Source organism: Desulfuromonas sp. (genome assembly GCA_002869615.1).
In the GTDB taxonomy this organism is placed as follows: Bacteria; Desulfobacterota; Desulfuromonadia; order Desulfuromonadales; family UBA2294; genus BM707.
The window spans coordinates 1-18,995 of record PKUH01000078.1; the positions used below are offsets into that span (position 1 = coordinate 1).

The following is an 18,995-nucleotide window of genomic DNA, read 5'->3' on the forward strand; positions in this document are numbered from 1 at the left end:
AAAAAAGCCCCCTGCAAGGGAGCGGTTTCTTTGGTTCGTTTCTTTATCGCTTAATAAAGAAATGAACCCGGCTGCCGGGCCGGGACCCGGCGGTTCTTCCTGCCTTCGGTGTTCTGTCTTAAGGTCAAGGGACACTTCCCTGAACTTCGGGTAGTGTCCCTATGCAACCTGTATCCCTCTGGACATCAGAAACCACGACCGCACGCCTTAATTGTTAAAAAATCTCGCAAAAGAAACGCTCACAAAAGTAAATTCCAGATTTTTGCACAAAAAAAGGCCGGTCAATCGACCGGCCTTTCTGAACTAACTAATTACTCCGCATCATCCGCATTTTCTTGCGCAGACGGCGTTGCGCCTCTTTTTCTTTACGCTTGCGCTTGACGCTCGGTTTCTCGTAAAACTTGCGCTGCTTCATTTCGCGGAAAAGTCCCTCTTGCTGCAGCTTACGCTTCAGCACGCGGATCGCCTTCTCGACATTGTTGTCGACAACATGTATTTCCATTGAAGAATCACCCCGCTTTCCGCTTGATATTTCCGGCCGGAACCATCGTTACCGCCGACAGGAGACCGGCATTCTATTGGAATTCGGTAAACGAAGCAAGAAAAAACTACAACTGACAAACGAAGAGTTTGGCCTCAATTCCGCCGTTGGCAAGCTGCGCAGCGACGCGGAAATCGAGTCCTGTTGCCGCGACCAGATGATCCGATGGGCAAAACAGTGCGCCCTGCCAGCCGGCAAAATGTTCCCTGAACGTCTGACCCATCCGGGCGTAGAGATCAAGTAGCCCCTTCTCATCACCGAGCCTGACACCGTATGGCGGGTTACAGACTACCAGTCCCGCTTTCGCTGATGGCATAAACTCTTCCAACGCCGCATGCTTGAAGCCGATAATCCCCTGTTGCTTAACCCGCGCAGCATTGTTCCTCGCCATCTTGATGACATCGCCGTCTCGATCACAACCGACAAGGGGAATATGGATTTCTTTCCGATCGCGGCCGGCTTTGTCAACGAGGTTTTGCCACAAGCCATCCCGGTAGCGGGGCCACCGCTGAAAAGCAAACGTTCGGCGCAGCCCTGGGGGGATATTGCCGGCCAGTAAAGCGCCTTCGATCAGAAAGGTGCCGGAACCGCACATCGGGTCGGCAAGAGGCCTTTGACCGTCCCATTTGAGCAGATGCAAAATGCCGGCGGCCAAGGTTTCCCGCAACGGCGCCTGCGACACCTCGGTTCGATACCCGCGCCGATGCAGAAGTTCACCGCTGCTGTCGACAGAGAGCAGGCAGTTATCATCTTCAAACCGGACAAGAACCGTCTGGGCATCACCGGCCGGTGGCGGAGTGGCGCGCCCTAATGATTTCCCGATAGCGGCAGAAACAGTATCGGCAATGCGATCGGTATGAATCAGTCGGGATCGTCGGCTGACCGCGTTAACGATAACCGGCGTATCGGTTTTGATGAATCGTCCCCAGGGGAGATGCTTGACCTTGCGGTGCAGCTGTGGGAAATCGGTTGCCCTGACCTTGCCGATCCGGACCAGAACCCGGCTCGCCGTTCGCAACCAGAGGTTGGCCAGGTAGAGTTCTTCCAACCCGCCGGAAAAAGAGACGCCGCCCCGGGTGATCGAAACAGCGCAGCCGAGCAGGTTCCTGATTTCCGCAGCACAGACCTCTTCGAGACCCGGTGCCGTCACGGCGAATATTTCAGCAAAATTAATTTTCATTGTTTAACCGTGAGATATGATAGCACAGCCAGGCAGTTGCGGATCGCTTTCATCAGACTTTTTCCCCCGCCTTTTCATGAAAAAGATTTGGAGATTGCCGCTTTTTCTGTATAATGCATCCGATTTTAATAGTCGCCAGGCGTGGAGGGTATCATGAAATTGCGTTATCTGTTGCTGCTCGTTCTCATCATTTTCATCACATCGACCGCTTATGCCCGCTGGATCAAGGACAAGGCGTATATCGAGACTGCAGACTACGGACAGGTTGAATTCAGCCACTACAATCATCTTGATGCTGTTGGCAGTGACTGCCCGACCTGCCACAACGATATCTTTCATATCGTGGCCAAAAAGAATCCATCCTATTCGATGGCGGAGATGGCAAAGGGTAAGTCTTGCGGCGCCTGCCATAACGGCAAACGAGCCTTTTCAACCGAAGGGGATTGCGCCACCTGCCATGCCGGCGATGTCGCGATGAGCGATCCGATCAGCGGCAAGACCATGTTCCCGCACCAGACACATCTCGATATGGATTTTACCTGCGACACCTGTCACCCCGACCTCTTCGCGGCCAAGCTCAATGGCAACCGCATGACGATGCGCGCCATGAACAATGGTGAATATTGCGGCGCCTGTCACGATGGCGATACCGCTTTTTCCGTCAAGTCCGACTGCACATCCTGCCATGCCGGCGATCTGAAATGGGCCAATGAGGATGCCGGCGAGACTTCGTTCCCGCACCAGGCACACCTCGACATGGACTTCACCTGCGACACCTGCCATCCCGACCTCTTCAAGCCTGTGCACAAGGGGAACAACATGACGATGGATGCTATGTACGAGGGCGAATACTGTGGTGCCTGTCACGATGGTGACACCGCCTTTTCGGTCGAAGAGGATTGTGAATCCTGTCACAACATGTGATATCGGCAAGAGATGCTTTTAAAGAAGTACCTTAGCGAACATCAGAAAATTTTCATTCGGGCGCTGCATGAAGAGTCGGAGAAGGAGCGGTTTGACGCTCTAACCTGTTATCTCATCAGCCATGAGGGCAACTACCTCGACCTGTCGATACCTTATGGTGCGAGCCCGGAAGAGAGCTATCCTTTCGACGCCGAGAAAAAACTCGAGATATTTTCCGATTCGATGGGGGTTGGCATCCGCCTGACCGGTCGGTTTGAAAAATATCTGCAAAATGGCGTTGTCCGAATTCTTCACAACAACGATTTACAACTGATTCACCGGCGGATAGAAGAAAGGCGCTCCGAAACCCTGAACCTCGGATACACAAAAGGGAAAGGGAAGCTCAGGACCTTCCGCAAACAATGGGAAAAGAACACCAAAATCCTGGAAAATCTTGAGGATTTTTCAAAACTGCCGCAATTCCCGAAAGTCAATGTCAATATCAGCATGACCGGAGTCGGCTTCAAGATCAAAACACCGATCGAGGTATCCGACCTCTGCCTGCTCTTTATCGATCTCGATGATGGCAAACCGCCGGTCTGTACGATGACCGAAGTTGTCTGGCGCAGTGAGGAGGAGAGTGATGGCCGCTGCATGGCCGGATTTCAGTTTCTCAATATCCTCGAAAATGACCGCAAGCGCATCAAAAGATTTGTCCGGACAGCATCGCAGGGGCAACAGAATAAAGCCTGAGCACCTTACCAGCATCCGACCAAATCCCTGAATACCAACACCCCCTTTGGCGGCTCCGTCGAAGGCATAACTTCACCTTTTCGCAGCCGTTCGAGAAAAATCTCCCGCGGCACTTCCGTTGCGCCGAGTCCGATCAGGTGCGGATTCGGCAATTGACAATCAATGAGCTCAAGGCCGTTGAGTTCTGCCATTTTTGCGAGGTGAGCAAGTGCCACTTTCGAACTGTCGGCAACCAGATGAAACATAGACTCGCCGAAAAAACATCGACCGAGCGCGATGCCGTAAAGTCCCCCTGCCAGTTTGTCCTCCTGCCAACACTCTATCGAATGGGCATATCCCATCTCATGCAGAAGCAGGAAGGCTTCGGTTAACCCGGTGGTGATCCAGGTCTCCTCGCCCCGCGACTGGCGTACCGAAGCACAGGCGTTGATCACCCCGGGAAAGTCGTGGTTCATCGTGACCTGAAAGGTTCCCCTGTTCAGGGTTTTGCGCAGAGATCTGGAGATCGACAGACGGCCCGGTTCGATGATGCAGCGCGGATCGGGGCACCACCAGAGTGGTGGCTGTCCCTGATTGAACCAGGGGAAAAGACCGGAGGAGTACGCGAGGAGCAGTCGTTCCGGAGACAAGTCACCGCCGATGGCGAGAAGTCCGTCTGGATCGGCGAGATGCGCTGGCGGGAAAACGAGCTCATCTGTCAGCTTGAAAACCGGCACCTTTGGTCAGGCAGGGATAAAATTGAAGGAAAGCTTCTTCCCGGCATACCCGATCTTGACAACGCCGCCGTTGCGAAGCTCTCCGAACAGAACCTCGGTGGCAATCACATCACTGATTTCGGTTTGCACAAGTCGGCCGAGCGGTCGGGCGCCAAAAACCGGATCGTACCCTTGCCGGGCAAGCATCTTCCTGGCGGCGGCAGAGATTTTCAACTGCACATTCTTTTCGGAAAGGGAGAGCCTGAGCTGGCCGATAAACTTGTCAACGACCTTGAGGATCACGTTCTCTGACAGGGCATGGAAAGGCACGATCGCATCAAGCCGGTTGCGGAATTCCGGAGAAAAGGTTTTCTCGACCGCCTGCTTCGATGATGCCGGCTGGTTGTCGCCAAACCCGATTCCGGCGGCACTCATTTCACGCGCCCCGACATTGCTGGTCATGATCAGGACCACGTTGCGGAAATCGGCATGACGACCATTGTTGTCGGTCAGGGTTCCGTGGTCCATGATCTGCAACAGGATATCGAACAGATCAGGGTGCGCCTTTTCAATCTCGTCAAGTAGAAGAACCGCGTAGGGATGTTTGACGACGGCGTCGGTCAAAAGACCACCCTGGTCAAAACCGACATATCCGGGAGGCGCGCCGATCAATCGCGCGACCGAGTGTTTCTCCATGTACTCACTCATATCAAAACGGATAAATTCAACTCCGAGCTGTAAAGCGAGCTGTTTGGCCGCTTCAGTCTTGCCGACCCCGGTCGGGCCGGTAAACAGGAATGAACCGGTCGGTTTCTCGGGTTCGCCGAGGCCGGCCCGGGCCCGGAGAATCGAACGACAGAGAATATCGATCGCGTCATCCTGACCGTAAACCTGGCGGCGCAAGGCTTCAGGGAGTTGCTGCAGACGCTTGCGATCAGAGCTCGAAACCGATTCGACCGGCACCCTGGCGATACGGGCAACCGTCGCTTCGATTTCCCTAACATCGATTTTGCGACGCCGGCGGTTCTGCAGCCGGGCCCAGGCACCCGCTTCATCGAGAACGTCGATCGCCTTGTCCGGAAGGTGCCGGTAGTTTATATGCCGTGCCGAAAGCGCTGCCGCCGCCCGCAGGGCCGCATCGGTATAGCGGACTTCGTGATGGTCCTGGTAATGACCTTTCAGCCCCTGAAGAATCGCAACCGTCTCCTCGACTGTCGGCTCGAGAACATCTATCTTCTGGAAACGGCGCGACAAGGCACGATCTTTTTCAAAAAGATTCTTGTACTCTTCAAAGGTCGTCGAGCCGACGCATCGGATCGAATCAGCGGCGAGAGCCGGTTTCAGAAGATTCGACGCATCAAGCGAGCCGCCGCTGGTTGCGCCGGCCCCGACCAGGGTGTGGATTTCGTCGATAAAAAGGATGGTGTCGCCCTTCTGTTCGAGGGCATTGAGTACACTTTTGATGCGCTCTTCGAAATCACCGCGAAACTTGGTGCCGGCCAGCAAAGCTCCCATATCAAGCGCATAAGCAGAAGTCTTCTGCAGCAGCGCCGGCACATCGCCATCGGCGATCCGCAGAGCCATGCCCTCAGCCAGCGCGGTTTTGCCGACCCCCGGTTCGCCGACAAATACCGGATTGTTCTTGCGCCGACGGCAGAGGACCTGGATCGCACGCTCCAACTCCGGCTCGCGGCCGATCAGCGGGTCAATTTTCCCGGAACGGGCCTTAGCCAAAAGATCCACGGCAAAAAGCGACAACGGATCGGCATCGTCCTGCCCCAGTTTGCTGCGCTCACTCTTTTTCGGCCGCGGGGTCGCCTGCCCGTCATCTTCCGGCGGGTTGTGAGGTGCCGCCGATATACCATGGGAAATATAATTCAGAACATCGAGCCTGGTCACACCAAACGATTCGAGGAGACGGGTCGCATAACATTTTTCTTCATCGAGCATTGCGGCGAGCAGATCACCGGTATTCGCCTCTTCTTTACCCGAGGATTGTGTATGCATGACCGTTCGCTGCAGTATCCGCTGCAAACTGACCGTTTGTTCGGGAACATCGATTGATGCCTCGGGCAAGGACTGTATATGCTCTTCGAAATAGGACTCGAGCGTCTGCTTCAACTGCTCAAGGTCGCCACCACAGTTTCTGATAATCTGCTGGCCGAAATCTTCAAAGAGAAGAGCGTACAGCAGATGTTCGGACGTCAGGAACTCATGATGCCGACGTTGTGCCTCCCTGACTGCGAGGGAAAAAGTCAATTGTACATCTTGGCTGAACATCTATGGATCAAACCTCCTCAAGGGTGCATTTGAGGGGATATCCCTCCTGCCGTGCCGTCTGATGGACGCGGTAGATTTTTGTTTCGGCAATATCATACGGATAGGTGCCACATAAACCGAACCCCTGTGTATGAATGTTCAACATGATCCGGTTCGCCTCGGATGGTGAAAAATGAAAAACAGTCTCAAGAACGCTGACAACAAAATCCATCGTTGTGTAATCATCGTTGTGCATCAGTATTCGATACAAGGGCGGCGAAGCCGTTGAGACCTTCTTTTCCGTTTTTGCCGAACCATGAATTTTATCCGAGCTCATCAAATGTCTCCTGTCGACTACATCTGTTAACATGTTACCACAGCTCAAAAAAGAGGCCAATAGATCGATTGACTCTCTCACCCCCGACAGCCACCGTTGCTGCGTGAGCTGATCTGAACGACAATTATCCTGTCTAATCAATAAGATAGGTAGGGATTTTGCATGTATATCCAGTGAATTCCTTAGCACATTGAGCACCCGGAACCATGAAAATCGGCCAAATCACATAATAAAGCGACATCACGGCCGGCGGGAATCGAAAAAAAGCGCAAAAAACGTCAGTCCAACCGTGCAAAAAGTAGTCGTATTGCCATTTTCAGGAGGTCATTATGGCTGGTCATCGTTCTGCCGGATACTGCAGCAGCTGCAATCGAGGCGTTACAATCGAACGACCACAGAAGGCGGGGCTGATGGGCAGGATGCGCTCGGCGATCAAAAGTACAACCGATGCTGCCGAGTGGGTCTGTACGAAATGCGGAGAGCCGGCAACACGCGGGTTTACGCCACCGCCCGAATTCATTCCACCGACCGATCCGGATTTGACTATCGCGGAAAACGATCCGGCAGATAACAGGGCCAGGCCACAGCCGGCTGCCGAACCTTCTCCACACGCGGAAACGCAGGAGGAACCGGCATCACCGCCGCAAGCCAGTACGGAACCGGCGACTGACCAGAAAGACCTGGAGGCAAACTGTCACCTCTGCAACAAGCCGGTTCCCTTTAAAAAAGAGGCGGCAAAACAGCAAATCAACTGCCCGGGATGCCAGCAACCGATTGTCTTGCCGAGTTCGGAAACAGACTCATCCCTGCTCACCACTCCACCAAAAATCACCAAGCTTGACGATGACCCGGCCCGGCCCGATGTTAGCAAGGCGATATGTACAGTCTGCAATTTCGAATTGACTTATCCAAAACGGCTCGCCGGCAAAAATGTCGAGTGCCCTTCATGTTCCGAAAAATTCATTCTCCCCTGATCCCGGAGGGCGACTGTCGGCAAAAGATGCCGTATAAACACAAACAATTGACAGCGCTGGGAAAATACGGATAATGGTAACGAAATCAGAGGCATAAAATGTATTCGTCGGGTTGTCATTTTGCAACAATCCGAATTCAGTTAATGTAGGCTTACTGATCCGGAGTTTTTCCATGGAATTTTTTCTCCAGCAAGACGGCGGGTTCGCCACCGTTATGTTTCTTATTGCCCTCCTGGTCGGGCTGCTCTACCTGGTCCTGCCGATTTTTGCCTGGCGTGTCTGGTACTGGACCCGGCAAAACAGCAAGCATTTACAGGACATCAGTAGCAAACTCGAGCTGTTAATCAGGGATATTGCACCGGATGCCCTCCCCCCGGCCGAAGTTGCAGAAGAGAAAACCGAAACATCCGAGTCCGAGTCGACGGATGAGTCCACCGGAGAAGAGAGTGAGTTCTCCATGGAAGATGAAGGTGACTTTTTCGCTGAAGAAGAATTTGCTGGAGACCTTTCCGACGACGACAGTATGGAATTTGCCATGGCTGGAGAATTCGACGATGTTTCGGAGGAATTATCTGCCTCGAAAATCTCTGATTACACCGATGACGCAGACCCGGATGACCTTGGTTCTGTTCCGTCGGAAGAATCGCCTGACGAAGAAAGCGAAAACGAAGGACAAGATGAACTCGTTATGGATTTTGATGACGAGGAGGATGACGCCGCTCCGGGTTTGACGACCGATGATCAGTCAGCCGATATTTTTGATGAAGTTTCATCTGCTGAGCCTGCCGACGAAGAGCATGAAGATGACTTTCTTTTCTCGAAGAAGCCGGTCGATCCTCCCGCCGAAATCCCGGTCGCTGACGATGAAAGTTCCGACTTCACCGTTGAGCATTTCGAAAGCAACGAGGAGAAATCATACGAATTCGAAGATGTCGATGATTCTTCCGACAATACGGACAGTACATCTGCCCCCAGTGAAGAGAGCTGGGGAGAACCTTCCACCGATGACATCTGGGGTGAAGAGGTCGCCGCAAGAAAACCAACCGCGCCGGAAGAACCTGCGGATGAGAGTGCCGATGAATTTTCATTCGGTCAGGATGACAGTGATGTCGGCGCAGCATTCGACGAGCCAACCGAAGAGAAGAAGGAGGAGGAAAACGTCGGTGATGTTGCCAGTTCTTTTATGGCCGATCTGGAAAACAAGCTGAATCTCGATGCATTCGAGGAAAAACCGGCTTCGCCACCTGAAGCGCCGACTGCGCCAGAACCGCCCCCCGCTCCGGAACCGGAACCGCAACAGCCGGCGGAATCGAATGCGACGCTCTTTGCCCGCTGTGAAGGTTGCGGCCACAAACTGGCCTACAAGCAAGCCCTCTCCGGAAAGCGCGTGCGTTGCCCGGCCTGCCGCACCGCGTTCTCCTTGCCGTGATCAATATATGCACGGAAGCAAACGGAAGCCGCATGGCTTCCGTTTTTTTATGACCAATCCGACTGCTTCAGATCGCAGGAAAATGATTCTTGCCGCTGCTAACCGGCGCTGATATCTTGCACGAAACCATTCTTCCGTAAATGGAGTCAATCTATGGGCCCTGACCTCTCACTGATACTCATCGCGATTGTTGCCGGCCTGATCATCGGGTGCCTGATCTGCTGGCTGCTCATGCGCGGTCGTCTGCAGCACGAACGTCAAGCCGGAAGGGACGAGCAGGCCGTGACAATAGCCACACTTGAAGCTCGCCTTGCCGAAGCCGAAAAACGGAGACTGCAGTTGGAGAATGAGACAACTGCGGCCCGGCAACGCATCGGCCAGCTGGGAGAGGAAAACGCGGCGTTCAAGTCGACCCTCGAAAGCGAGCGGCGCAACACCGAGGAAAAATTAAACCTGCTCAAAAAAATGGAAGGGGAGCTTCAGACGCGGTTCGAGAATCTTGCCAACCAGATTTTTGAGACCAAGACCCGGACCTTTGCCGAACAGAGCCGCTCCAACCTCGACGCCATTCTCAAGCCATTCAAGGAGAAAATCTCCGATTTCGAAAACAAGGTGACCGCGGCCTACACCAACGAGGGCAAGGAGCGCCACTCGCTGATCAAGGAGGTGCAGCGACTGCAGCAACTCAACCAACAGATCAGCCAGGACGCCGACAACCTGACCCGGGCCCTCAAGGGCGACACCAAGACCCAGGGCGCCTGGGGCGAGATTGTCCTCGAACGTATTCTCGAGGAATCGGGCCTGCGCAAGGGGATCGAATATAACGCCCAGGGCGGCTTCCGCGACGTCGACGGCAAACTGCTCAAGCCGGACGTCATCATTCACCTTCCGGAGAACAAAGAGATCGTCATCGACTCCAAGGTCTCGCTGGTCGCCTACGAACGCTACGTTCGAGCCGAGGACGAGGTGGAGCGGGAGAAGGCCCTCAAGGAACACCTTTTGTCGATCAACGCTCACCTCAAGGGGCTCGAATCGAAGAGATACGACGAACTGCCAGGCGTCAAGAGCCTCGACTTCGTCCTGATGTTCATCCCGATCGAGAGCGCCTTCATGCTGGCAATTGAGAAGGACAGTGAGATCTTCCGCAAAGCATTCGACCAGAGCATCATGATTGTCAGCCCCTCGACCCTGCTCGTCACCCTCCGGACCATCGAGAACATCTGGCGCTACGAACACCAGAACAAAAATGCCCTGGAGATCGCCGATCGGGCCGGCAAGCTGTACGAAAAGTTCGCTGGTTTTGTCGAGGACCTGGAAAAGATCGGCAGTCAGCTGGAGACCACCCGCAAGACCTACGATGCGGCGCACAACAAGCTGATCTCCGGGAGAGGCAACCTGGTCTCAAGGGCCCAGGGGCTGATCGAACTCGGAGTAAAAAGCCGGAAAAGTATTTCTTCGGAGGCGCTGCAGGACGCCGCCCTGGAATACCCTGAAGAAAATGAGGATTAACCGGATCAGTCCATCCGGATTACTTCTCGGAAAAAATCGAGATTGCGATTACCGCCCGGCCAGCATTTCATCAACAGCCCGTAGGTACGGGTGGCCCGCAGCTCAAGCGCCAGCATCGCATGTGCGAGTCGTGATTTCTCCGTACTCCGGCCATAATAACGGGTCAGGACATTTCTGATCCGGGAATAATTGCCGACCAGGGGGATGTCACTGCTTTTTCGACACCCGGCCAGAACCCCTTCGCCAGCCTTGTCGTGGCCAAGAACATGCAGATAGAGCGGTCCACAGTCAAGAAACTCGGACATCAGTCCGGCATCGAGATCGAGCAGGGCGTACATCATCAGCCGCTGGATACGGGTCCGGGTCAGCTGCTTCGACTTGCTCTCAACCATCAGCCCTTCGAGATTTCCGGCAACCTGAAGAGCCTGGTAGAAGCGTTTACCGATCCCGTCCGACTCGGCATACTGGTAGATCGCCCCCAACTGATCAATCCTCTGCAGCGCCTGCACCATCAAGCGGAACAGGATATCGTCGTCCGGGGTCAGGCCTCCGGCCAAACCCTCTTGCAGCAGCGGCAGAGCCGACTCCGGCACAAACGTCCCGACCGGTTCGCCGGCATTCAGCTTGTGGCGGATGCCGGTGGCGCTGGCGATCACGCCAACCGTATCAAGATCGTGATAGCCGGCACCGCTTCGCCGGATTGTATGCGGGGTTATTGTTGTATCATTTTTCTTGATTGCACGAAGATATTCAATGCCGAGGATATTATTCGGTTCGGTCAGTATCGGCGAGAGCGTGGCGTCGTTACTTAATTCTGCGACAATCTCGGCGCGGGCCGCCGGATAGGATTTCCCCTTGCGCAGTCTCTGCCGGGTCTCTTTTTCGATTTTCTCCCGATGACAATCAAGCAGGTCGGCACATTTCTGCAGCGGTTCGAGATCACCCGCCTCGCTCCCGAAACAGAGGGTGTCAACATCGATATGCACCAACGACCGCAGGGCACCGTCGGCAAATTGCGGGGCGGAGTTGCAGGCCCAGGGCAACGGCAGTTCAACCACCAGGTTAACTCCGGCCCGCAGGGCCATTTCGGCGCGACGCCATTTATCAAGCAGCGCCGGCTCCCCGCGCTGCAGAAAATGACCGCTCATGACCGCGACCGCGGCCTCGCTTGCAGTCACCTTAAGGCTCTTCTGGAGGTGATAAAGGTGGCCGTTATGAAACGGATTGTATTCAGTAATTAGCCCGACACTGCGCATACGTCTCATATCTCCACCGGGATTGAGCAATCAAGACTGACCTCATCTTGCGACACCCTGGTTCGCATGGCAACGGCCTCAACACCCTGCTCAATGGCCTGGCGAAGCAGTCGTCCGTATTCGGCGTCAATGTGATCAGCCGGGGCAAAGGCGTCAGCCTCCCCTCTTTGTACCAGAAAGAAAATAATCGCGCGCCAGCCCTGCTCCGCAGCAGAGATAAGTTCCCGTAAATGCTTCTGGCCGCGAACTGTTACAGCATCAGGGAAACAGGCCCGGCCGGAGCCGTCAAGCAAGGTCACGTTTTTTACCTCGAGCAAAGCCCGAAACTGGTCCGACTGGAGCATAAAATCAATCCGGCTCTTGCCGAACCTGAATTCGGGGTTCACCAGACACCCCTCGAATCCACGGACATTGCCGCAACGCAAGCCCTCCTCGACGACCCGGTTGGCCCGCTGGGTGTTGGTATCGACCCAGTAGCCGTTGACGCGAATCAGTTCGAGCGTATACGGCAGCTTTCGTGCCCGGTTCTCACTCACCGAGATCAGGACTTCATGGCCCGGCACCGCACATTGAAGCATGCTGCCGGTATTCGGCGTATGCGCCGTCACAACGGCTCCGTCGTCCAGTTCGACATCGGCCAGGAAACGCTTGTAGCGCTTCAGGAGGAAACCTTTATGCAATGGCGTCGGCAGCTTCACGATTACCCTTCCCGGTTCCCGGCGGTTCCAGTCTCATCCGCATTTTCTTCAGCCGATTTTTTTCAGCCGGGATCAGGGCAAGAGCTAATCCGAGCAGCGCTCCGAACAAGGCCCCTGACCAGGGACCTCCGGCCACAACTCAGCCGCTACCGGTACATTGCCTGATGTAACCAACAACGGCACCGGCGGCTCCGCCGACACAAATAAAAACCAGAATTTTTTTTATTTTCCCAGACATCATTCTCTTCCGGTGCAAGCACCTGGTGCAAAGACTTCATGGCAGAAAATCTTCATTGTTATGCACAACATCTTCGATTTGGGTTTAAAAAGTATTTTAAGTTATACTGACAATATATCACTTTTGCCCTCTGGGATTCATGCCAACTCTCGAACTTATTCGAAAAACATTTAAAAGTCACCGCCCCGAGATACTGGATATCGAGGCTCGGCGCGCTGCCGTCGCCATGATCCTGCGCGAACAGGCGGGGCAGGTCGAAATGCTGATGATCCGCCGGGCCGAACACGAGGGCGACCCATGGTCGGGCGACCTCGGTTTTCCCGGCGGCAAGGTCGATTTCGAAGATCCGTCGGACCGGGCCGCCGCCGAGCGCGAAACGTTCGAGGAGATCGACTTGCAGTTGGGTGCAGAAGCTTTCATCGGGCAGATCGACGACATCTCCGGAGCTTATGTACCGGTCAATGTCGCCTGTTTCGTTTATCTCCTGGACGAAACGGCAACATTCTCGCTCAACCACGAAATCGACAATTACTGGTGGATCCCCCTTTCCCGCTTTTTTGAACCGGAACGGCACCGATACGTCACCTTCACCTACCGCAACCGGCATCGCGCCCGGCCGGTCATCGACCTGGTTGAACCGGACTACCCTTTCCTCTGGGGCATCACCTACCGGATAATCGAACAGTTCTTTACTTTGATCGGTTACCCCCTGCCGGTTTCAGAAAATCCTGACGAATAGTCGCATTTCACCGACAAAACGATACAATAAAACAATGATCCAACGTTTTGGAGGTGCATTATGGCAGAGACAATCCTGATAACCGGCGCCAACCGCGGCATTGGCCTCGAACTGACCCGCATATTTGCTGATAACAACTGGAAGGTTCTTGCCAGCTGTCGCAAACCGGATGCAGCAGAGGAGCTATCGAACCTTGCCGATACCCGAAATAATATCGATATCTTTTCCCTGGATGTAAGCGACGACAATGCCATCACCCGACTTGCTCAGGGCCTCGAAAACGAACCGATCGATATCCTGTTTAACAACGCCGGCATCTTCGGGCCGAGAGACCAGGACTTCGGCGCGACCAATTCCGGAGAATGGCTCAGTGTTATGCGGACCAATGTTGTGGCGCCGATGAAGATGGCCGAAGCGTTTGTCGAGCAGGTCGCGGCCAGTCAACGCAGGATTATCGCCTCGATGGGGAGCATGATGGGGAGTGTTGCCGACAACAGTTCCGGCGGCTACTACCTCTACCGGAGTTCGAAGGCAGCTCTCGGCATGGTCGTCAAGTCGCTGTCGATCGACCTGGCGGATCGCGGCATTACCGCCGTGGTCTTCCACCCTGGCTGGGTGCGCACCGATATGGGCGGCCCGCAGGCAACGACCCTTCCGGCCGATAGTGCGGCCGGCTTTTACAACATTCTCGAAAAAATGACCATTGAACAGACCGGGCAATTCCTGACCTTTGAAGGAAAGGAACTTCCTTGGTAAAGGGAAAGCTGGTTATTGTGTTCTCTCGTTAATTTGACGAAGCTGACTCCGCACTTTTTCCGCCCAACGGCTCTTTGGAAAACGGGACAAGAAATCATCCCAGGCTTTTTGCGCCTCAGGCCGATTTTGTCCACTTAAAGCAAGAGCATAACCGTATAGGGCGGACTCTGAAGGTTTCAAATCTATCGCCTGATTAAAGCGACGTTCAGCATTTGAAAATTTGTCAATGTCTAAATACAAGTAACCAAGGTTAATATAATTCGAAAAATTTTCTGGATCCGTTTCGATTGCCTTCAAATACATTTCCTCAGCTTCTGTAAATTGTTTAGTTTTATAATAAGCCGTTGCGAGCAAAAAGTGATTTTCAGCTGAGTCACGATCATAATTTGATGCCAGCTCAAGAATTTCAATCGCTTTATTGTATTTTTTCTTTTTAATTGCCAAACGACCCGCCCGCAAATCAATACTGGCGTGGGAAAAAGCGAGTGCCGGATTCAATTTTGCTGCCTTGAGATAATAATTAACCGCTTCATCACGGTCCAGCAACTAAAGATAGAACGCGTAGTGAAACAACAGCATGAAATTATTGCCAGAAATCTGCATTGCCGCCTGAAACTCTGATTCAACAGCTCTGGCTAAAGACTCCGCAGCCAGATTTTTCAAATAAGAAACATCATATTGAGTTGGACGAATATATTTATACGTCCCCGAAGCCTTTATACCGGCTCTATCAAAAACATCATTCCTTAAATACACAAGATAATGGTCATCAAAATAGGCTAATCTATATTTTTCCGAACGATTCAAATAATCGGTAAGAAGCGCCTCTTTTTTTTGTATAAGCGCTGCCGAAACCTCTTTATCTTCAAGAAATTGATTGAATTCACCTAAAGTAGACCGGCTCCATTTCTCCAGGATATCAAGTTGTCCATCCAGGGCCCGACTGTCCAGCGAAACATTAGCCTTCGGGAGGAACCATAAAATATAGCCACCTTCGCCCCAACCATTTAAAAGATTTCCGGAATAATTAACCTCTTTAAGAAATGAAACTGCCTCTATCGGGTACTTGCTTTCGTTCAAACCAAATCCCCATTTTGCAATAGCATTTGCATGGAAAATTGATTTAAAGCCAAAAATTGAAAGTAATATTAAACCCGGCAAAAAAAGTGTGTATTCGATTTTTATCGGTAACCTTTTCAGCCCGGGCAGATAATATCGCTGAATATCGCGGGCATTGAGACCAAGAACAGTTGCATGAAGTAATGCGGAAAAGCCAACATAACGCATACTGTTTAAAGACAGCCAGGAGACAGCAAGAAACACCAGAAGATAATACAATCTGATCCGACGTAGATTTATTAAACATGATAATCCGGTAACAATCATTAGCAACCAATAGTTAAAGTGACTTCCCCATTGCAAAGGGAGATGTTCCTGTACCGAATAACTACGAAAAACCAAGTCAGACAAAAGTGTTCTTTCTAAAGTTGCAAGAATCGGCTTTACACCAAAGGGTGTAACAAACAAAGACAGAGAAAGGAGCACGAGAACGAAACAAAAAAACTTTATTTGAGGAGCATCATCCAGATTATTTCTTTTAAATGCATATTGGTTAAGAAACTGTTCAACAACAACAAAACCGACAAAAACCGGGGCCAGAAAGGCACCGCCATGCAGGTTGATCCATACTATAGTCATGAAAATAAGGGTTATAGAGATTGCCTGAAAGTGGTCTTTCAGTTTTGCACACAACCAGAACAGGATCGGGACGAAAAAAAAGAGAAGAAAAGATGGCCTTAATAAAAAGCGAAAGGCTGCAACAACTGCAGCAAAACCAACAATCAGGGCTGCGAGAAAAGGATTGACATTGTTCCGAATCAAATACTGACAAGCAATTGCGAAGCCGGCACCTATAAGTACGGCCTTAAAAATAACTAACCCATCTAATCCCGAAAAAGCATAAACAGAATAAAGGACAACACCAGACAACCAGGAAAGGTTGTACCAAGGCTCACCTTCAGTCAGAAATGAAAACGTATCGGTATAAGGTATCGCCCCATGTTCCAATATCCAGACACCCGACTTTAAATGCCACCAAAGATCATTGTTGTAGATCTGCTTTAACGACAAAATAAAAGTAAAAACGAACACTCCAACGACAGCTATGATATTAGCTACCTTTTTCTGATCGTAAGAACTCATCTATATTTTCCTTGGGGAATATGAAAATTATTCGGATTTATCAGATGGGAACATACCAACAGGAGGAACCACGCTTTCTTCACCATTCAGCGCAATCACCTTACCCGGCCCCTCTTTCTCGACTTCATCAATCCGGCTGATCGAGTGAAACGGAATCAGCATCTTCTTGATTCCGGAGAATTCACGGCGCAGGGCTTCTTCGGATGGGTCAACAACCAGGTTCGTCCGCTCGCCAAAAACGATCTCCTCGATTTCGACGAAGCCGTACATCTCGCCCTGGTTGATCTTGCGCGCATAAAGTTCGTAGCCTTTGCCCTGACTGGTAAAAATGATTCTGAAGATTGATTTTTTTGCCATGAGATTCTTCCCGTTTGATGGTTTCCAGAGTAACGAACAAGAGCATTTATCTCAAGAAATAATAAGCCATCGAAGCCGGGCACGACCTGCCCGATTATTTGCGGACTCAGGTATCGGCTTTATTTTTCCTGAACCTTGCCGATCTCAAGCGGTGCGGAATATAGTGCCGCAGAATCAGCAAGAGCAATACGACAGCGCTCAATGCCGATAACAGCGATGGTTGATGCTCGTCGACAAGCTGGATCGAGCCGAGAATATCCCACCCGGCAAACGCGTAGAGACGGTTCGTTGCCCAGCCGAACAGCAACGAGCAAAAAGCGATTGCCGCCAAATAAACAACAGTCGCCTTGCGCCCCCAGAATCGACCGACGATGGCAATAGTTGCTGCATTTGTGGCCGGACCTGCGAGCAGGAAAACCAAAGCGGCACCGGGGGAAAGTCCCTTAAGGATAAGAGCTGCCGCCACCGGAGTCGAGGCACTGGCGCAGATATAAATGGGAATGCCGACGACCAGCATCACCAGAAGCGAAAGGAATTCGTTGCCGGAGAAAATGGCGAAAAAGTTCTCCGGGAGCAGGTAGCTGAGCAACCCGGCGATGACGATTCCAAACAACAGCCAGCCGCCAATGTCCTTGAGCAGTTCACCGAAGGCATATGACAGGCCGCCACCAAGACGTCCGAAAAAGCCTTGCGGCCTGGACAGCTCGACGTCGGGGCAGCCACAACCGGGATCATTCACGACAGCGGTTTCGTTCGTCTCATCCGGGAGACGGTTGATTGCCAAGCCGACGGAAGTTGCGGTGAGGAACGCCGCAACCGGGCGCAACAGGGTCATTACCGGGTCGAGCAGCGCGTAAGTGATGGCAATCGAATCAACGCCGGACTCGGGAGTCGATACAAGAAAAGCGGCCGAGCCCCCCTTGCTGGCTCCCTGCTTACGCAGTTCAACTGCCGCCGGGATAACTCCGCAGGAGCAGAGCGGCAACGGAATGCCAAGCAAAGAGGCCTTGAGCACCGAACCGAACGAATTCCGGCCAATATGCCGGGCGATAAAATTGTCGAGCAGGAATCCCCTGAGCAAACCGGCCGCAACAAAACCGAACAACACGTAAGGAGCAGCCTCCTGCAGTAAACGCCAACAGGTCAGAACTATTTCAAAGATGTGATGCATCTATCCTCATCGACCAGGGTGCCAGTTCTCATCAACTTTTAACAAACGCCTTATCATTATCTTACATCGGGACCGCTATATAATGCACAATAATAGTCTAATGAAAGGTAAGTATCATGAGTACAACAACCTGCATGGAAAAAAATCATTGTCCTTTCTGGGACAGCCTGACGCTCAGTTGCCAGGTTTCTTTTTCCCGTGAAGTGCTCAGCGCACGTCGGCGCTTGCACTACTGCATGACTGACGATCACGATAACTGCCCGCTCTACCTCGCGGAAGCCCTGCGTCGGAGCAGACAGAGATCGACCATGCATGAACTCACATACGCAACGAGGTAAGAAAATGGAAATCTGGTACGACGAAAATTCGCGTTCATTACAAAATACGGGCGTTAGCTACCTTCCGGAAGTTTGCGCGGCCATTATCCAGTTACAGCGACAGAGAAAACAACTGGCGGAAGTTGACAAACTGATAAACCGTTGCGTGGTTATTCAGCAGAAAATCAACAAGAACCACAGAAGGGCTCTGGTCGGTTTGTGATTCCTCCGTACATTCCGATATCGGACAATCCGCTCTCCACCTGCGCCGATTCGACCCGGGGCATTTTCTTTTTACACCGTCCAAAGTCATGAAAACAGATTGACTCCCCCAATCATTTGCGGTAAAAATTGCACCGGCTGTGACACGCCACCCTAGCTCAGCTGGTAGAGCAGCTCACTCGTAATGAGCAGGTCGTCGGTTCAAATCCGATGGGTGGCTCCATCTGAAAAGGGACCAGGTTAATCTGGTCCCTTTTTTCTGTTGAAATTCCGAAAACTTACCGATCTGTGCATATTTCCTGCGAAGAGGAGATTGCCCTTTCAGCCTAATTGAGAATTCCGTCGAGATACTCGACCAGGTCGACCCGGATCGGCATAAAATAGACGTTGCCGTCACTCTCGTCAATGAAGTCGAGCGCCCGGCGGGCAAAATCACGATTCCATTTCATTGTCGGCTCA

Annotated in this window: 19 protein-coding genes and 1 tRNA gene; 9 read left to right on the forward strand and 11 right to left on the reverse strand. The window is 52.4% G+C overall.

Annotation, left to right across the window (positions count from 1 at the left end; genetic code table 11):
- Window positions 1-307 precede the first annotated feature (307 nt).
- On the reverse strand, window positions 308-502 hold the full coding sequence (gene rpsU / locus C0623_07435; protein ID PLY00281.1) for a 30S ribosomal protein S21: 195 nt from the start codon (window positions 500-502) through the stop codon (window positions 308-310).
- A 106-nt stretch (window positions 503-608) separates the two neighbouring features.
- A complete protein-coding gene (locus C0623_07440) occupies window positions 609-1,721 on the reverse strand; it encodes a class I SAM-dependent RNA methyltransferase (GenBank protein PLY00282.1) in 1,113 nt (370 codons plus the stop codon).
- A gap of 153 nt (window positions 1,722-1,874) precedes the next feature.
- Between C0623_07440 and C0623_07445 the strand changes: the two genes are divergently transcribed.
- Together C0623_07445 and C0623_07450 are read left to right on the forward strand one after the other, a co-directional pair.
- Complete coding sequence (locus C0623_07445) at window positions 1,875-2,645, forward strand: hypothetical protein (protein ID PLY00283.1); 771 nt, start codon at window positions 1,875-1,877, stop codon at window positions 2,643-2,645.
- A 12-nt stretch (window positions 2,646-2,657) separates the two neighbouring features.
- Window positions 2,658-3,377, forward strand: a complete 720-nt coding sequence (locus C0623_07450) for a hypothetical protein (protein PLY00284.1) — start codon at window positions 2,658-2,660, stop codon at window positions 3,375-3,377.
- Window positions 3,378-3,382: 5 nt separating this feature from the next.
- On the opposite strand, the gene C0623_07455 is transcribed toward C0623_07450, so the two are convergent.
- The 3 genes from C0623_07455 to C0623_07465 are packed head-to-tail and all read right to left on the reverse strand — an operon-like array spanning window position 3,383 to window position 6,668.
- On the reverse strand, window positions 3,383-4,093 hold the full coding sequence (locus C0623_07455; protein PLY00285.1) for a leucyl/phenylalanyl-tRNA--protein transferase: 711 nt from the start codon (window positions 4,091-4,093) through the stop codon (window positions 3,383-3,385).
- Between the two features lie 6 nt (window positions 4,094-4,099).
- Window positions 4,100-6,352 (reverse strand): ATP-dependent Clp protease ATP-binding subunit ClpA, encoded by a 2,253-nt coding sequence (gene clpA, locus C0623_07460; GenBank protein ID PLY00286.1) that lies wholly within the window; start codon window positions 6,350-6,352, stop codon window positions 4,100-4,102.
- Between the two features lie 7 nt (window positions 6,353-6,359).
- Window positions 6,360-6,668 carry an ATP-dependent Clp protease adaptor ClpS gene (locus tag C0623_07465; GenBank protein ID PLY00287.1) on the reverse strand — a complete coding sequence of 103 codons (309 nt, stop codon included), beginning with the start codon at window positions 6,666-6,668 and terminating at the stop codon, window positions 6,360-6,362.
- Window positions 6,669-6,997: 329 nt separating this feature from the next.
- Here C0623_07465 and C0623_07470 point away from each other — a divergent pair, with 329 nt between their 5' ends.
- From C0623_07470 to C0623_07480, 3 genes are all read left to right on the forward strand, one after another.
- Window positions 6,998-7,642 (forward strand): hypothetical protein, encoded by a 645-nt coding sequence (locus C0623_07470; protein PLY00288.1) that lies wholly within the window; start codon window positions 6,998-7,000, stop codon window positions 7,640-7,642.
- Between the two features lie 172 nt (window positions 7,643-7,814).
- Window positions 7,815-9,071, forward strand: a complete 1,257-nt coding sequence (locus C0623_07475; GenBank protein ID PLY00289.1) for a hypothetical protein — start codon at window positions 7,815-7,817, stop codon at window positions 9,069-9,071.
- Window positions 9,072-9,224: 153 nt separating this feature from the next.
- Complete coding sequence (locus C0623_07480) at window positions 9,225-10,580, forward strand: DNA recombination protein RmuC (GenBank protein PLY00290.1); 1,356 nt, start codon at window positions 9,225-9,227, stop codon at window positions 10,578-10,580.
- 5 nt (window positions 10,581-10,585) lie between these two features.
- On the opposite strand, the gene C0623_07485 is transcribed toward C0623_07480, so the two are convergent.
- Both C0623_07485 and sfsA read right to left on the reverse strand, forming a co-directional pair.
- On the reverse strand, window positions 10,586-11,836 hold the full coding sequence (locus tag C0623_07485) for a hypothetical protein (GenBank protein ID PLY00291.1): 1,251 nt from the start codon (window positions 11,834-11,836) through the stop codon (window positions 10,586-10,588).
- A 5-nt stretch (window positions 11,837-11,841) separates the two neighbouring features.
- Window positions 11,842-12,534 (reverse strand): DNA/RNA nuclease SfsA, encoded by a 693-nt coding sequence (gene sfsA, locus C0623_07490; GenBank protein ID PLY00292.1) that lies wholly within the window; start codon window positions 12,532-12,534, stop codon window positions 11,842-11,844.
- 377 nt (window positions 12,535-12,911) lie between these two features.
- Here sfsA and C0623_07495 point away from each other — a divergent pair, with 377 nt between their 5' ends.
- Together C0623_07495 and C0623_07500 are read left to right on the forward strand one after the other, a co-directional pair.
- On the forward strand, window positions 12,912-13,511 hold the full coding sequence (locus C0623_07495) for a CoA pyrophosphatase (GenBank protein PLY00293.1): 600 nt from the start codon (window positions 12,912-12,914) through the stop codon (window positions 13,509-13,511).
- A 60-nt stretch (window positions 13,512-13,571) separates the two neighbouring features.
- Window positions 13,572-14,267 carry a short-chain dehydrogenase gene (locus C0623_07500; GenBank protein ID PLY00294.1) on the forward strand — a complete coding sequence of 232 codons (696 nt, stop codon included), beginning with the start codon at window positions 13,572-13,574 and terminating at the stop codon, window positions 14,265-14,267.
- A gap of 12 nt (window positions 14,268-14,279) precedes the next feature.
- On the opposite strand, the gene C0623_07505 is transcribed toward C0623_07500, so the two are convergent.
- The 4 genes from C0623_07505 to C0623_07520 all read right to left on the reverse strand — a co-directional run bounded on the left by C0623_07505 (window position 14,280) and on the right by C0623_07520 (window position 17,997).
- Window positions 14,280-14,813 carry a hypothetical protein gene (locus tag C0623_07505; protein PLY00295.1) on the reverse strand — a complete coding sequence of 178 codons (534 nt, stop codon included), beginning with the start codon at window positions 14,811-14,813 and terminating at the stop codon, window positions 14,280-14,282.
- Window positions 14,814-16,469, reverse strand: a complete 1,656-nt coding sequence (locus C0623_07510) for a hypothetical protein (protein ID PLY00296.1) — start codon at window positions 16,467-16,469, stop codon at window positions 14,814-14,816. It lies immediately after the preceding gene.
- Between the two features lie 27 nt (window positions 16,470-16,496).
- Entirely contained in the window at window positions 16,497-16,811 is a 315-nt protein-coding gene (locus tag C0623_07515) for a DUF1820 domain-containing protein (protein ID PLY00299.1), read from the reverse strand.
- A 121-nt stretch (window positions 16,812-16,932) separates the two neighbouring features.
- Window positions 16,933-17,997 carry a hypothetical protein gene (locus C0623_07520; protein ID PLY00297.1) on the reverse strand — a complete coding sequence of 355 codons (1,065 nt, stop codon included), beginning with the start codon at window positions 17,995-17,997 and terminating at the stop codon, window positions 16,933-16,935.
- 312 nt (window positions 17,998-18,309) lie between these two features.
- Between C0623_07520 and C0623_07525 the strand changes: the two genes are divergently transcribed.
- Entirely contained in the window at window positions 18,310-18,537 is a 228-nt protein-coding gene (locus tag C0623_07525; protein ID PLY00298.1) for a hypothetical protein, read from the forward strand.
- Window positions 18,538-18,683: 146 nt separating this feature from the next.
- Window positions 18,684-18,759: transfer RNA gene (locus C0623_07530), tRNA-Thr, on the forward strand.
- Window positions 18,760-18,995 lie beyond the last annotated feature (236 nt).